The 14,401-nt window shown below is 37.7% G+C and carries 15 protein-coding genes; 10 read left to right on the forward strand and 5 right to left on the reverse strand.

Annotated elements, in window-relative coordinates; translation table 11 throughout:
• The first annotated feature begins 174 nt into the window (after positions 1-174).
• From J2S10_RS07625 to J2S10_RS07645, 5 genes are all read left to right on the forward strand, one after another.
• Positions 175-423 (forward strand): aspartyl-phosphate phosphatase Spo0E family protein, encoded by a 249-nt coding sequence (locus J2S10_RS07625; protein WP_307406086.1) that lies wholly within the window; start codon positions 175-177, stop codon positions 421-423.
• A gap of 547 nt (positions 424-970) precedes the next feature.
• Positions 971-1,795: an electron transfer flavoprotein subunit beta/FixA family protein gene (locus J2S10_RS07630; protein WP_307406088.1), complete on the forward strand. Its 825-nt coding sequence runs from the start codon at positions 971-973 to the stop codon at positions 1,793-1,795.
• Between the two features lie 34 nt (positions 1,796-1,829).
• The gene (locus tag J2S10_RS07635) at positions 1,830-2,861 is read left to right on the forward strand and encodes an electron transfer flavoprotein subunit alpha/FixB family protein (RefSeq protein WP_307406090.1); all 1,032 of its coding nucleotides are present in this window, start codon (positions 1,830-1,832) and stop codon (positions 2,859-2,861) included.
• Positions 2,854-4,149, forward strand: a complete 1,296-nt coding sequence (locus tag J2S10_RS07640) for an FAD-dependent oxidoreductase (protein ID WP_307406091.1) — start codon at positions 2,854-2,856, stop codon at positions 4,147-4,149. Before J2S10_RS07635 ends, J2S10_RS07640 begins: the two co-directional genes overlap by 8 nt.
• Positions 4,149-4,433 carry a ferredoxin family protein gene (locus J2S10_RS07645; protein WP_307406092.1) on the forward strand — a complete coding sequence of 95 codons (285 nt, stop codon included), beginning with the start codon at positions 4,149-4,151 and terminating at the stop codon, positions 4,431-4,433. The genes J2S10_RS07640 and J2S10_RS07645 overlap by 1 nt, the downstream gene beginning before the upstream one ends.
• Positions 4,434-4,594: 161 nt before the next feature.
• Here the strand turns inward: J2S10_RS07645 and J2S10_RS07650 are convergent, their stop codons facing one another.
• Positions 4,595-4,939 carry a hypothetical protein gene (locus tag J2S10_RS07650; protein WP_307406093.1) on the reverse strand — a complete coding sequence of 115 codons (345 nt, stop codon included), beginning with the start codon at positions 4,937-4,939 and terminating at the stop codon, positions 4,595-4,597.
• 234 nt (positions 4,940-5,173) lie between these two features.
• Here J2S10_RS07650 and J2S10_RS07655 point away from each other — a divergent pair, with 234 nt between their 5' ends.
• Positions 5,174-5,686, forward strand: coding sequence for a hemerythrin domain-containing protein (locus J2S10_RS07655; RefSeq protein WP_307406094.1), 513 nt, complete (start codon positions 5,174-5,176; stop codon positions 5,684-5,686).
• Between the two features lie 25 nt (positions 5,687-5,711).
• Here the strand turns inward: J2S10_RS07655 and J2S10_RS07660 are convergent, their stop codons facing one another.
• On the reverse strand, positions 5,712-6,950 hold the full coding sequence (locus J2S10_RS07660; protein ID WP_307406095.1) for an MFS transporter: 1,239 nt from the start codon (positions 6,948-6,950) through the stop codon (positions 5,712-5,714).
• A 429-nt stretch (positions 6,951-7,379) separates the two neighbouring features.
• Here J2S10_RS07660 and J2S10_RS07665 point away from each other — a divergent pair, with 429 nt between their 5' ends.
• Positions 7,380-7,820, forward strand: coding sequence for a MarR family winged helix-turn-helix transcriptional regulator (locus J2S10_RS07665; protein WP_307406096.1), 441 nt, complete (start codon positions 7,380-7,382; stop codon positions 7,818-7,820).
• A gap of 93 nt (positions 7,821-7,913) precedes the next feature.
• The gene (locus J2S10_RS07670; protein ID WP_307406097.1) at positions 7,914-9,608 is read left to right on the forward strand and encodes a M3 family oligoendopeptidase; all 1,695 of its coding nucleotides are present in this window, start codon (positions 7,914-7,916) and stop codon (positions 9,606-9,608) included.
• 58 nt (positions 9,609-9,666) lie between these two features.
• Here J2S10_RS07670 and J2S10_RS07675 read toward each other — a convergent pair whose 3' ends face one another.
• A complete protein-coding gene (locus tag J2S10_RS07675) occupies positions 9,667-11,820 on the reverse strand; it encodes an ATP-dependent Clp protease ATP-binding subunit (RefSeq protein WP_307406099.1) in 2,154 nt (717 codons plus the stop codon).
• Between the two features lie 195 nt (positions 11,821-12,015).
• Here J2S10_RS07675 and J2S10_RS07680 point away from each other — a divergent pair, with 195 nt between their 5' ends.
• Positions 12,016-13,065, forward strand: a complete 1,050-nt coding sequence (locus tag J2S10_RS07680) for a YkvI family membrane protein (protein WP_307406100.1) — start codon at positions 12,016-12,018, stop codon at positions 13,063-13,065.
• A gap of 49 nt (positions 13,066-13,114) precedes the next feature.
• Here J2S10_RS07680 and J2S10_RS07685 read toward each other — a convergent pair whose 3' ends face one another.
• The gene (locus J2S10_RS07685) at positions 13,115-13,726 is read right to left on the reverse strand and encodes a CPBP family intramembrane glutamic endopeptidase (RefSeq protein ID WP_307406102.1); all 612 of its coding nucleotides are present in this window, start codon (positions 13,724-13,726) and stop codon (positions 13,115-13,117) included.
• A gap of 144 nt (positions 13,727-13,870) precedes the next feature.
• Here J2S10_RS07685 and J2S10_RS07690 point away from each other — a divergent pair, with 144 nt between their 5' ends.
• Positions 13,871-13,990: a DUF6254 family protein gene (locus tag J2S10_RS07690; protein WP_307406105.1), complete on the forward strand. Its 120-nt coding sequence runs from the start codon at positions 13,871-13,873 to the stop codon at positions 13,988-13,990.
• A gap of 62 nt (positions 13,991-14,052) precedes the next feature.
• On the opposite strand, the gene J2S10_RS07695 is transcribed toward J2S10_RS07690, so the two are convergent.
• A complete protein-coding gene (locus J2S10_RS07695; protein ID WP_307406107.1) occupies positions 14,053-14,241 on the reverse strand; it encodes a YkvS family protein in 189 nt (62 codons plus the stop codon).
• Between the last annotated feature and the right edge of the window lie 160 nt (positions 14,242-14,401).

Consider the following 14,401-nt stretch of genomic DNA (forward strand, 5'->3'; position numbering starts at 1 on the left):
TGAAGAATTTTGTCGCAAAAGATAGAATCGCACTGCGAAAAATGTCGAAAAACAAAAGAAATAGATTGTTTTGTCTACTTTTGCGAAAGTGTTTACTTTTATATAAATTCTTGTCATAATTCTTCAAGTAATCCATTTTTTAGCGATCTACAGTGAAAGAGTAGGAGGATTAAATTGTCTAAGGATAGAAATAACCGTTCCGAGATGTTAGGTGAAATAAAGGTCAAAAGAGAATTAATGATAAATAGTGCAAATAAAAACGGCTTTACGAGTGAGGAAACCATTAAATATAGCCAAGAACTTGATGAATTAATAAATCAATACCAACGAACCATTGCTCATTCTTCCAAGACTAATGAAGAAGTAAGATTTGCTTTTAAACAAATGATAATGATCTGGCCTAATACAAGCGTTGAATATTAAATTTTGTAATTGCTTATTCCTCTTGCATCTAAAAAGGGTTGCTATGTTGAAGGTCTTTATAATGCATATGTGCTACTAGAAAAAGTGCAAGACGTGAAGGCCTTCCAGAGCATTTTTTTATCAATTGTTCATTCCGCAAAAAACTCCTGTAAATCTCATACATCTTAAAGGAAAGTCCCACTTATTTTAGTTTAACTCCACTTATTTCCTATCTTGAAATTATCTGCATATTTAAACAGTAACTGTGATTTTTATCATTGTATATATCCTAATATTTCTTATAGTTATATTAGTACTATAAAATTGAAAAATTACATCACGAAAATTCTGCAAATATTTTATTGCTTCTTAGATCTGCTTCTATTTCAATGATTGTTTGTCCACACCCCAAAGAAAATAGTAATTCAAAAAACAAAAAAAAGAAAACTAACTTTGTTTTTTACTATGGTTGTGTTGCGATTCATATATCGATAAAAAGCATTTTATAAACCATAGAAGGCAAACGCTTTCAACATTCTTAGATTATATCGAGGAGGGAAAGTCCTACATGCACATTGTCGTATGTGTCAAACAAGTACCCGATACAAAAATTATTAAAATTAATCCTAAAACAAACACATTAGACCGCCGCAGTGCACCAGCCATTTTAAATCCTTACGATGCCCATGCTGTTCAAACAGCCGTAAGTATTAAAGAGAAAACTGGCGGTACGATTTCCGTTTTGTCAATGGGACCGCCTCAGGCAACTGCAGTCATTAAAAAAAGTATTGAAATTGGTGCAGATAGAGGATATTTGATTTCCGACCGTGCTTTTGCCGGTGCAGATACACTTGCTACCAGCTATGCTTTATCAAAAGCGTTGGAAAGAATCGGTAAAGATCTTCCGGTTGATATGGTGATTTGCGGCAAACATGCCATTGATGGGGATACCGGCCAGGTTGGACCCGGTATCGCAAGAAGGATGGATATTCCCCCTATAACCAATGTAATTGAAGTATCAGAAGTGAATATGAAAGAAAAAACGGTTTTAATCAAGCGGAAATTAACTAACGGATATGAATTAATTCAAACAGAAATGCCATGCTTATTGACAGTTGAAAAGGAAATAAATCAGATTGAATATTCACCGATGCCAAATATGATCAAAGCAGCCAGGTATGAACCGATTATTTGGGCAGTGAGTGATCTCGAAAATGTTGAACGTTCCCAGCTTGGACTTAAAGGTTCTCCAACAATTGTAGGAAAAATGTTTACTCCTCCAAGACCCGAAGGCGGTAAAAAACTCGAGGGTTCTGCTGATGAGCAAATAAAACAGCTCATGGAGGTTTTAATGGAGAAAAAAGACCTGTTAAGCATCCAGTCATCGAAATAAAATAACTAATCTTTTGTCGCAGGGAGGCGTTTACATGAAACTGGACGAATACCGTGGAGTCTGGATATTCATCGAACAAAATGACAGTAAAATCGAAGGAGTTTCACTCGAATTACTGGGAGCAGGACGGAAACTTGCTGATAAATTACAAGTCCCGTTATCAGGATTTTTGCTTGGCTCAGGAATTAAAGGATTAGCGGGCCAAGTCATTTCATATGGTGCTGATTTAGTCTTTATGATCGACCATCCCGTTTTGAAACAATATCGGACAGAATCATATATGAAGGGTGTAATGCTGCTTGCAGAAAAATACAAGCCTGAGATTATCCTTTACGGTGCAACACCAAACGGAAAAGATTTAGCGAGTGCCGTTGCAACCGATTTAAATACAGGCTTAACAGCAGATACAACCATGCTTGATGTAGATCTGGAAAATAGATTACTGGAGGCAAGCCGGCCTGCCTTCGGTGGAAACATTATGGCGACGATTCTTTGTAAAAAGCACCGGCCGCAGATGGCCACAGTAAGGCCAAAAGTAATGAAGGCATTAGCTCCAGACTCTGGCAGAGTTGGTAAAATTATTGAGGAAAATATATCACTTAAAGAAGAGGATATGCGGACAAAAGTACTACAAATTGTGAATGATGTAACAAAAAAGGCTAATTTGGCTGATGCCCATGTGATTGTCTGTGGCGGGAAAGGAATGGGGGATATTCAAAACTTCCAAATCCTATATGACCTTGCTGAGACCATCGGTGCAAGTGTTGGCGGTACACGTGATGTGGTTGAAGCCGGCTGGCTCCCGCACGAACTTCAAATTGGTCAAACCGGTGAAACAGTCACACCGAAAATATATATTGCAATAGCATTATCAGGTGCAATACAGCACGTCGTTGGCATGAAAAATTCCGATTTAATCATCGCTATTAATAAGGATCCGAATGCACCGATTTTTGATGTAGCCACATATGGGATTGTAGGTGATGCTATGGAGATCGTACCTAAACTAATTGAGCAATTTAAGCAGATCCGGAATGAAAAAGGCGGTGAAATAAGTTATGCCTGAAAAATTTGATGTAATTGTTGTGGGAGCAGGCCCGGCTGGTACGGCATGTGCATTCACTTGTGCAAAGAACGGCTTAAATGTCTTACTTATTGAAAGAGGGGAATACCCGGGAAGTAAAAACGTAATGGGTGGAGTACTGTACCGTAAGCAAATGGAAGAGTTGATTCCAGAATTTTGGAAGGAAGCACCGCTGGAAAGACCTGTTATTGAGCAGCGTTTCTGGATGATGGACAAAGAATCAGTCGTGCAAATGGGCTACAAAGGCCTGGAGTGGGGAGTCGAACCCTATAACAACTTTACCGTATTGAGGGCTCAATTTGACCAATGGTTCGCCCAAAAGGCTGTTCAAGCTGGAGCACTTCTTATTAATGAAACCGTGGTTACTGAATGTATTGTTGAGAATGGCAAGGTAGTAGGTGTCCGTACTGATCGTCCTGATGGAGAAGTGTATGCAGATGTCGTTGTTCTTGCTGACGGAGTTAATTCCCTGCTCTCTAAGCAGCTTGGATTCCATAAAGAACATCGTCCTGACGAAGTAGCTTTAACAGTAATGGAAGTTATTAATTTACCAAAAGAAAAAATTAATGATCGTTTTAATTTAGAGGATAACCAGGGTTGTACGATTGAAATTTTTGGTGATTCAACGAAAGGTAATCTCGGAACAGCGTTTCTATATACCAATAAGGATAGCTTAAATATTGGGGTAGGGACGACACTTTCGAGCATGATAAAGGCGAAATTGAAACCATATGACCTATTGGACTATCTGAAGAATCATCCAATGGTGAAACCGATGCTCTCAGGCGGAGAATCAGCTGAGTATCTTGCACACCTTATTCCCGAGGGTGGATTCCGTTCAGTTCCAAAGGTAGCTGGTAATGGAGTTATCGTAGTCGGCGATGCCGCACAGCTTGTAAATGCTATCCATCGTGAAGGTTCGAACATGGCAATGGCATCAGGTAAAATGGCCGCTGAGGCTGTGGTAAAAGCAAAGAGCCGAAATGACTTCAGTGAATCAAGCTTAAATAGTTACCGAGAGGCTCTTTATAATAGTTTTATAATAAAAGATTTAGAGAAATACAAGGATGCTGCTCATACGTTTGAAAAATACCCACAATACTTTAATGAGTATGTACCAATGATGAACAAAGCGATGAGCAAGTTCTTTACTGTAGACGGAACGCCTAAACGTGACAAACAAAAAGAAATAATGAAGAGTGTAACAGCTGAAAGAGGAACGATTCGAGTATTGCAAGATATTTATCGTGCTTGGAAGGCGGTGAAATAATGTCAACTAAGAATATCGAAGAAAAACAGTATCTCATTCGTTTTAAAGCGGACACGAAGTCCCATTTAACTGTTATGGATCATGATATTTGTATGACGAAATGCCCTGATAAGATTTGTACTGTGTTCTGCCCTGCAGAAGTTTACAAATGGGAAGGCCTCAGAATGCAGGTTGGCTATGAGGGCTGTCATGAATGCGGAAGCTGCCGTATCGGCTGCCCGCATCAAAATATTCACTGGGAATATCCAAAAGGCGGTCATGGAATCGTGTTCCGCTTAGCATAAGAAGGTAAACCGAAGTTCTAAATATTACAAAAAGGTGCTGTTTGCAACATGCAAATAGCACCTTTTTGGATAGGAAAACAAAAAAAATTACCACTATATGTATGTTCTTTCACAAGTGAGAATAAAAAAGAAGGTGAAGCTGGGGTATTGATTGAAGTGGATTAACTAATTTTCTCTTGTAGGGTTGAAGCGAAGAGTTGATCATTCTTGCTATATGTTTCAAACAAGCGGGCCAGTTCGATGGCACTGTCAAAGCATTCCAAATTTGAAGAAGAATAGAATGGTTTTCTCCATTCGAAAGTACCTTCAGTATTTGATGGATAAATGCTTACTTTCCAGTGAAAATATTCCTTTGCTTGAGGAAGTTGTTCACTCTCCAGTGCAATAAGCCAGTGGGTTAACGGTGTCATTTTTTGATTTCTGGTTTCCATAAGGGCATTCCTGTCATTTAGTCCTATCGGAATTAATGCTTTTTGATAAAAATCACGTAGATTAGGGGTTTGCATGTTATAACCCTCCTTTATTAATTTCTATCTCTATTATATGAAAGTTTTTAAGTTTTTTTGAGTATAAATGTTAAAATTTTTCGAAAAATAAAAGCGTTGTCGTTAAATTGTCAAAGATAATTACAGATTACTTCGTTTTCGTATTAAGTGACCTGAGTCACAACATGATATCAGGAGACCTTTTATAATAGAACCATTAAGAATCTTAAGAGGTGAATGATTGTGAGTGGCTGTATGAACGCTTTTGGAGGCATGCCTCCTGAAAATCTTAGTGAAGGACTAAAACAATTAAAAGGGGAGCATCCGCCATTATTAGAACAATTAGAAGGACTGTATGATTTAACCCAACAAATTGAACAAGACTTGAACATTGTAGTTAATTTTACAGCATTAATTATAAAAGTGAAGGATTTTAAAGCAGCTCTTGACCCCCACTCAGAAAGGGAAGAGGGTGTACTTTTTCCAATGATGGGTGTTTATATTGGAACAACCTCAGGACCGATTGCTGTCATGGAATATGAACATGATCAAGCAAAAGCTAAAATCGGAGCCTTTCTTGAAAAGGTTGAAACAAGTAACCTAATGACGGAAGAGCGGAAGCAGTTAGCAGAATTGATCAAAAATGCTTATTTTATCCTAACAGAACATTTCTCCAAAGAAGAAAATGTTTTGTTCCCAATGGCAGAAAGAATGCTAACCGATGCAGAAAAAGATGAATTATACCGGAGAATTCAGGAAATTAAATAAAGGATGGGCTTAGCCCATCCTTTTTCTAGTTCCCTTGATACCACTCACGGACTTTGTTATCATTTGGCAGCAGAAAAGCAGTTAATCCTAATAAAGGCAGTATACCAATGCAGGAAACCATGGATTGGATACTGATTAAGTCTGCAATATATCCCAGCCCAACGGAACCTATGGCTCCCATTCCAAAAGCGAGACCAACGGTAAGGCCTGACATCAAGCCTATTTTTCCCGGGACAAGCTCCTGGGCATAAACAACAGTGACGGAAAAACTGGTCATTAGGATAAATCCCGTTAGAAGCAGAAAGATAAAAGCAATATATGACGGAACAAAAGGAATTAAGATAGAAAAGGGGACTGTTGCTAACATTGAAAAAGATATAATTCTTTTTTTGCCAAATCTGTCTGACAGCGGTCCTCCAAAAAAGGTGCCGAATGCTCCTGCTACTAAAAATGCAAATAAATATAGCTGTGATGCTTTAATTGTCATTGAATATACTTTTATCGCATAAAAAGCATAAAAATTGGTCATACCGGAGATATACCAAGATCTCGCAAAAATTAACAATAGGATTAAAGCTAAGGCTTTTTTAACATCTTTTGATAGTCCGATCATGTTTTCCGAATCGGCCTTTTTTCTTTTAGTCGTGTTTGAAGTAACTGCTAATCGCTGATTATACCAAATGGCGATATACACTAATAAAACAACTGCAAGGGCGGCAGCAATCGTAAACCAGGATGCTCCGATTTGACCTAAAGGAACCAATATTAATGCTGTTATAAGCGGAGCTAATGCTTGACCCGTATTGCCGCCAACCTGATAAATCGATTGTGCAAGACCTCTCCTGTTCCCTGCAGCCATATGGGCCACTCTTGAGCCTTCAGGATGGAAAACCGAGGAGCCAAGTCCAATGAATATGACAGACACGACAATCATTCCGAAGTTCGAAGCAAAACCTAATCCAAGAATACCGAATAGTGTAAGCGTAAGGCCGATTGGCAAAGCGTAAGGCATTGGTTTTTTATCTGTAAAAGTTCCGACAACGGGCTGCATGACAGATGAAACCATATTTAAGGAAAAGGCAATAATACCAAGCTGTGTGAATGTTAAGCCCATTGATTTTTCTAAAATGGGAAACATGGCGGGCACAACTGATTGAATGGCATCATTTAATAAATGGCAAAGTCCGATGATGAAAAGAATTTTATATATAGTAGATTCTGATGTATTTGTCACCTTTGCCGGTAAAGCAGCTTGTTGAGTCATAGCAATCTCCTTTTTTAATAGGCTGTGTTAAAGGCGAATGTTGATTTTTTACAACTGTTGATTGGAGCGGAGGGCGCTCGACTCCTGCGGGATAGAGAGGTCACGGGAGACCCCGCTTATCTCTAAGCGCCGAGGAGGCTCTCGGACCTCCCCGCGCAAAGCGAGCGCCAGGAGCGGAAATCAACAACCAAGTTTAACAGAGCCTTTTAATAAAATAATTATCCTTATCATACAAAATATTTGTTTAGAAGAAAATGGATTATTTCTAAAATCGAAATATTTAATTTAAGTAGATATAATAATGTAAAAAATACCGACCATCTGTGCTGCTTTCTTATCAAGGAAACTGTTTTTTTTTGGAAAATTGACACTCTATGAAAAATTTTTTATAATTAATTTGAAATCGAGATAATTTAAAGGGTGAATTTTATGGAAAATGATTCAATTTCCCAATCGTTAAAACTCTATATTGTCCTCTCAAGAGCATATAAAGCGATCAATGAACACGTTAATAAATTTATTCAAGCAAATGGGTTAAATCCAACGGAATTTGCGGTATTAGAGCTTTTATACCATAAAGGTGACCAGCCAATGCAGCAAATTGGCGGGAAAATTTTGCTTGCCAGTGGAAGTATCACATACGTGGTCGACAAGCTTGAACAAAAAGGGATGCTAAAAAGGATAGCCTGTCCAAATGACCGCAGGGTTACCTATGCTCAGATAACAGACGAAGGAAAAAAGTTTATCGGGGGGATTTTTCCTGAACACGCAGAGCAAATACACAATTTGATGTCTACTCTCACCGAAATTGAAAAAAGTGAAGCAATAGATTTGCTTAAAAAGTTGGGTTTGCCTGCGGGAAAATTTTAATACGGCGATTTCGCCGTATTTTTTTTAGTTAAAGGAATATTAATAAATAGTGTCGAAATGATAGTTGCAATAATAGAAAAAGGAGTTGGCTAAATGAAATTTGAAGAATTTACCTATAAACGTCCAAATTTAGAGGTAATAACAGCAAACTTTAATGCTGCAATAGAGAAGTTCAATAACTCTATTACTGTTGAAGAACAGAGTAAGGCCATGGATGAGGTCAATGAGCTAAGAAATGATCTTGGGACAATGTTCAACCTTGTGCATATCCGTCATTCCATTGATACCAACGATGAGTTTTATAAGGCAGAACAAGATATCATGGATGAAATCCAACCTGAAGTAGAAGGGTTAGTAACTAAATATTATCAGGCATTAGTTCATTCAAAATTTCGAACTGAATTAGAAGAAAAATGGGGTCGCCAGCTTTTCGCCCTTGCCGAAGGACAACTTAAGACATTTAAACCTGAAATTGTCCCAATGTTGCAGAAGGAAAACCGCTTATCCACAGAATACACGAAACTCCTTGCCTCCGCAAAAATTAATTTTGAAGGCGAAGAAAGAACGCTTGCCCAATTAGAACCGTTTACCGAATCCACAGACCGAGAGATGCGAAAAAGGGCAAATGAAGCGAAATTTGGATTTTTAGCAGAGCATGAAGACGAGCTGGATCGAATTTATGATGATCTTGTTAAAGTCAGAACAGAAATTGCACAAACGCTTGGATATAAAAATTTTGTTGAGCTTGGTTATTACCGAATGATGAGGACAGATTATAATTCTGACATGGTAACGAATTTCCGTGGGCAAGTAAAAGATTTTATTGTACCAATAGCAACAAAGTTAAAAGCACGGCAAAGAGAAAGACTTGGTTTAGACCAATTAAAATATTATGATGAAGGCTTCAATTTTCAAACAGGGAATGCTCTGCCAAAAGGAACTCCGGAATGGATAATTGAAAATGGACAGAAAATGTATCAAGAGCTTTCAAAGGAAACAGGGACCTTCTTTCAGTTTATGCAGGATAATAATCTGATGGATCTCGTTGCTAAAAAGGGAAAGGCCGGCGGCGGGTATTGTACATACATTGAAAACTTCAAGTCTCCGTTTATTTTTTCTAATTTTAACGGAACATCAGGGGATATTGATGTTTTAACCCATGAAGCAGGTCATGCTTTTCAGGTTTATTCAAGCCGTCACTTTGAGATTCCTGAGTATTTTTGGCCAACCTACGAAGCTTGTGAAATTCATTCGATGAGTATGGAGTTTTTCACATGGCCTTGGATGGAGCTGTTCTTTAAAGAAGATACGGATAAGTACAAGTTTTCTCACTTAAGCGATGCTTTATTGTTCCTGCCTTACGGAGTATCAGTTGACGAATTCCAGCACTGGGTATACGAAAATCCGGAAGCAACGCCAAAAGAGCGGAAACTACAATGGCGCCAGATTGAGAAAAAGTATATGCCGCATAAAGATTATGATGGCAATGAGTATTTAGAAAACGGCGGTTTCTGGCAGCGGCAGGGTCATATTTATAATTCACCATTTTATTATATTGATTATACCCTTGCGCAAATTTGTGCCTTCCAATTTTGGAAACGCTCTAGAGAAAATCAGCAAGAGGCATGGTCAGATTATGTGAAACTATGTAAACTAGGTGGAAGCAAGTCGTTTACTAAGCTGGTTGAAGCAGCTAACTTAATTTCACCTTTTGAAGCGGGCTGTGTAGAATCAGTGGTTGGTGTGATAGAGAATTGGTTAAATTCTGTGGATGATAAAAAACTATAATTTAAAAGCGAAGCCAGTTAGGCTTCGCTTTGATTTTGAGTACCGTGGGAAAATCACATTAATGTACGGCAACGGTTTCTTCCTCTAAAATTATTTCACCATCTTTCATAATGGCTTTTAATTTTTTTATATTCTGTTGATCCAGGATAAAATCGGCAATCCGATCTTCGAGATGCTCCTGGATAACCCGACGGAGCGGACGAGCACCGAAGGCTGGATGATAGCCAAATTCAGCTAACTTTTCTTTTGTATCCGGTGAAATAATTAATTCAATGTTTTGCTCGAGTAATGCATCTTGTAACTCGCTAATTAACAAATCAACGATATGCATAATGTGTTCTTTTTTGAGTGTATTAAATTCGATGATACTATCAAAACGATTCAAGAATTCCGGTTTAAAGAAACCTTTAAGAGAATCAAGAATAGATGCTTCTTCGATAGCTTCATTTGTCCCAAAGCCTACATGAATGGTTTTGTGTCCAACACCCGTATTACTTGTCATAATAATAACTGTATCCTTAAAGCTAACTGTTCTACCTTGGCTATCTGTAAGACGGCCATCTTCGAGAATTTGCAGGAACATATGCTGCACATCCGGATGTGCTTTTTCAATTTCATCCAATAAAATAATACTGTAGGGGTTCCTACGTACTTTTTCAGTAAGCTGTCCTGCTTCATCATGTCCTACATAGCCGGGTGGTGAACCGATTAGTTTGGAGACACTGTGTTTTTCCATATACTCACTCATATCTACGCGTACCAATGAATCTTTAGAACCGAATAATTCTTCGGCAAGGGTTTTTGTCAGCTCCGTTTTCCCAACTCCGGTTGGTCCTACGAATAAGAAAGACCCAATCGGACGGTGTTTTGATTTTAAGCCAGCCCGGCTTCTCCTAATAGCCTTAGCTACTTTTTTGACCGCGTTTTCCTGACCTATCACCTTCTTATTAAGATTCTCTTCAAGAAATTTCATTCTAAGCTGTTCATCTTCTTGAAGTTTACCAACTGGAATACCTGTTTTTTGTTCAATGATTTCTTGGATATGGAATACTTCAACAATAGGTTTTTCTGAATTTGAATCTGTAATTAAGGACTTTTCTAGATTTGCTTCCTCATCGCGGAGAGATGCAGCCAGCTCATAATTTTCATTTTTAAGAGCAGCTTCTTTTTCCATGATAATCTCTTTTAACCTATTCTCAATTTGTTCAGTACTTTTGCCATCCGAAGTTAAATTTAATTTTGACCCTGCCTCATCTAATAAATCAATTGCCTTATCTGGTAAAAAACGGTCTGGAATATAACGATGAGATAATTGTACACATGCTTGAATCGTATCTTCAGAGTACCTTACTTCATGGTATTCCTCATATTTTTTCTGAATCCCCTTCAAAATTTCGATAGCTGCTTCCAGTGTTGGTTCAAGAACATGAACGGGCTGAAAGCGGCGTTCTAATGCTGAATCTTTTTCAATTCGCCGGTACTCCTTCAAAGTCGTTGCCCCAACGAGCTGTAGTTCTCCTCGTGCTAACGCAGGCTTCAAAATATTTCCTGCATCCATCGATCCCTCTGCTGAACCGGCCCCGACTAGAAGATGAATCTCGTCGATAAATAGAATGATATTCTTGCGTTCCTGCAGTTCAGAAATAAGTTGTTTCATTCTTTCCTCAAATTGACCTCGAATTCCTGTATTCTCAACAAGTGATGCCACATCAAGCAGGTAAACCTCTTTATTTCGTAATTTTACAGGAACTTGACCTTCCGCTATCATTATTGCCAGACCTTCCGCGATCGCTGTTTTACCAACACCCGGTTCCCCAATTAAAACAGGATTGTTTTTGTTTCTTCGATTTAAAATTTCGATAATACGCTTAATTTCTTCATCACGACCGATAACTGGATCAATTAATCCTGCTTTCGCCATTTGCGTCAAATTTCGGCCCACTTGATCTAATAAGCCGGCACCATGTGAGGATTTACTATTTATTCGAGAAGCTGGCTGGCCATTAATATGTTGATTTCCTGGCGTATTTTTAGTGAAAAATAACTCTTCAAAAGGAAAACTTGGAAAACTATTTGGTCCCAAACTTGCACCAAGTGAATTCTTTTCTTTAGCATAGCATTCTTGACATAGTTTCAATTCTTTGTGCTGTCCATTTATCATTACCCTTAATTGAATATTTGCCTGTTTATCTTTGCATAATTGACAAAGCATAAATAAAACCTCCTAATTTAATCATGATTTGAAGGTTTATTGACTTTGACTATATTTGACCTTCATGAGAACAGTATACTCTGACCATTTTTGACTTTCAAGATTTTTGTGTTAGTAATTTATACCACTCTTTGAAAAAAAAGCTCGTCTTTGTTTGTCCCTTCAATCATATAGTGATGAGGAGGGGGAGATGAAGTGAAGAAGAATTGGACAGCAGCTTTCCAAATTGCGGCCGTCTACGTTGGAACAGTTGTCGGTGCCGGTTTTGCTACCGGAAGAGAAATCGTAGAATTTTTTTCTCGGTTTGGGTTTTTTGGCTTTATCAGTATTTTATTGAGCGGCTACCTCCTTGTTTTTATGGGTTCAAAATTAATGAGAATGGCTGCTCACATTAAAGCAGAATCATATCAGGAATTAAATGTATATTTGTTTGGAAAATGGGCGGGTAAGGGAATAAACATTATTATGTTAGTTATGCTGCTTGGGGTAAGTGCAGTTATGCTTGCCGGGGCCGGCGCAGTATTTGAAGAACAGCTTGGGCTGCCAAAAGATATTGGTGTTTTTCTGACTATTTTCCTTTCAGTCCTTGTAATGCTCATTGGTATAAAAGGACTTTTTGCAGTAAATACATTTGTTGTTCCGTTAATGATTACATTTAGCTTGATGTTAATGTTTTTTTCAGTTAGAATGCCCCATTTTGTGAATCAGCTATTGTTTGTTCCCCATGCCGATGACGGATGGAAAAGTGTGTTGGCTCCATTTTCATATACTGCCTTTAATCTTGCTTTAGCTCAAGCAGTTTTGGTGCCAATTGCAAACGAAATTAAAGATGACTGGACAATTAAGTGGGGAGGAATAATAGGCGGTGCTGCATTGACGGTTATTCTAATAGCAAGTCATTTCACCTTAATCATGCTTCCTAATTTGGAACAATATGAAATTCCAATGGCAATTATCATGAAGAAATTCGTTCCGTTTTTTTATTGGATCTTTGTCCTCGTAATTTATGGTGAAATTTTTACCTCCGTTATAGGCAACGTCTTTGGTCTGGATCGTCAGTTGAAACAATATCTATTAGTACCAACAATCGTATCGATTTCTGCCATATTTGGTGTTGCCTACATCATAAGTCTTGTTGACTATGGGAAGCTCCTTTCTTATCTTTATCCACTGTTTGGTTATATTAGCCTCATTTTTTTTGTTTTACTTTGGATGAAGCCACTAGCACATATTGAAAAGAAATAGCTTGATTTTTCAAAATAGAAAAAGCGGCTGAATAAATCAGACGCTTTCACTATTTCAACGGTAAAATGATAAAAATCATGATGTCAAAAACTAAATGGGATACAATGACCATTGGCATGCTTTTTTTCCAAAAATAAATGCAGCCCCAGATAATTCCGGAAATAAAGGAAGCTAAAACGAAGATAAACGAACCGGAATAGATATAAACGGATGCGTATAAAACGGAAGCAATCAAAATACTTTTCAGTGGGCCATAGTATGTTAATAGCCTTTTTTGAATAAATCCCCTCCAAAATAGTTCTTCGCCGGGTGCAGCAACCAGCACAAGCGCAAGATACTGCCAGAAAACCGATGGTGCAAACCAGCGGTAAAGTCTGCTAATACTATTGATAAATGGAAGATGAAGAATCCCAATGGCATGATAACCAAGCCACAAAATTATATATAGAAACAATCCGGACATTGCTCCAAAGGATAAATAAGTAAAAAATGACGCTTCGTCATCAACCTCTTCTTGGAACATTGCATATGTGATTAGCAAAAGCAATGAGGCAGAAAAAATATACCAAAATATTGTTTTATCCTGAAAGGAAAAAAACAAAAGAAAATGAGCAATGACCAATCCAAATAAAAGACGAAAATCAATGGGACGTTTCTTCATTATGACAAGCCCCTTTCCTGGCAATAAAATTTATTTTAGCAAAAAAAATCGGTGAAAGGAAATGATTTCATCCAAGATTTAATTAGAATTCAATGATAAAAAGAGGAATTTTGCAAAAAATAAATGATGAAGGGAGTGAAGCTTATGAGTAAATCAAAAAGTGAACAAGAACGGGAATGGACTGTTCGAAAACAGGATCAAAATCCTCACGGAAAAGTGAAATCCTTAAAGCAACTCTCTAAAGAAACCGGGAAAGAAGAATAATGCTTCTTAAAAACAAAAAAGAAAAGGCAGTCCCGGACTGTCTTTTCAATCATTTTATCAATTTAATAAGCGCTTTCTTTTACGATCTTATAGTTTTTATGATTAACTACTGTACGCTGATCCAATTCTAAGTCTCGGTAATTATCCATATAAGTTAGGTCGACTATTACAGAATTTTCATTTACTTTCTCTACAATCCCTTGCAAACCACCACGGAATTCGATGATATTCCCCACTTCTGCTATCTTCATTAGTCTCTCTCCTTTACCTGACAAACTATAAATAAAATCCAATTAAATAACAGTTTGCACTACTTTTCCCAATTCGTAAAGGCTTTTATTTGACAATTTCGTTAATTATTTCGAAAATAGTAATAAAATTGATATATATATAGAAACCGCTTTCATTCAA

The sequence above is a fragment of the Neobacillus ginsengisoli genome (assembly GCF_030813055.1).

Bases quoted from the DNA above. Each gene is read 5' to 3' on its own strand.
- J2S10_RS07640 (WP_307406091.1), top strand. From the start codon at position 2,854: ATGCCTGAAAAATTTGATGTAATTGTTGTGGGAGCAGGCCCGGCTGGT.
- J2S10_RS07675 (WP_307406099.1), bottom strand. From the start codon at position 11,820: ATGCTTTGTCAATTATGCAAAGATAAACAGGCAAATATTCAATTAAGG.
- J2S10_RS07635 (WP_307406090.1), top strand. From the start codon at position 1,830: ATGAAACTGGACGAATACCGTGGAGTCTGGATATTCATCGAACAAAAT.
- J2S10_RS07685 (WP_307406102.1), bottom strand. From the start codon at position 13,726: ATGAAGAAACGTCCCATTGATTTTCGTCTTTTATTTGGATTGGTCATT.
- J2S10_RS07660 (WP_307406095.1), bottom strand. From the start codon at position 6,950: ATGACTCAACAAGCTGCTTTACCGGCAAAGGTGACAAATACATCAGAA.
- J2S10_RS07650 (WP_307406093.1), bottom strand. From the start codon at position 4,939: ATGCAAACCCCTAATCTACGTGATTTTTATCAAAAAGCATTAATTCCG.
- J2S10_RS07670 (WP_307406097.1), top strand. From the start codon at position 7,914: ATGAAATTTGAAGAATTTACCTATAAACGTCCAAATTTAGAGGTAATA.
- J2S10_RS07690 (WP_307406105.1), top strand. From the start codon at position 13,871: ATGAGTAAATCAAAAAGTGAACAAGAACGGGAATGGACTGTTCGAAAA.
- J2S10_RS07665 (WP_307406096.1), top strand. From the start codon at position 7,380: ATGGAAAATGATTCAATTTCCCAATCGTTAAAACTCTATATTGTCCTC.
- J2S10_RS07655 (WP_307406094.1), top strand. From the start codon at position 5,174: ATGAACGCTTTTGGAGGCATGCCTCCTGAAAATCTTAGTGAAGGACTA.
- J2S10_RS07630 (WP_307406088.1), top strand. From the start codon at position 971: ATGCACATTGTCGTATGTGTCAAACAAGTACCCGATACAAAAATTATT.
- J2S10_RS07645 (WP_307406092.1), top strand. From the start codon at position 4,149: ATGTCAACTAAGAATATCGAAGAAAAACAGTATCTCATTCGTTTTAAA.
- J2S10_RS07695 (WP_307406107.1), bottom strand. From the start codon at position 14,241: ATGAAGATAGCAGAAGTGGGGAATATCATCGAATTCCGTGGTGGTTTG.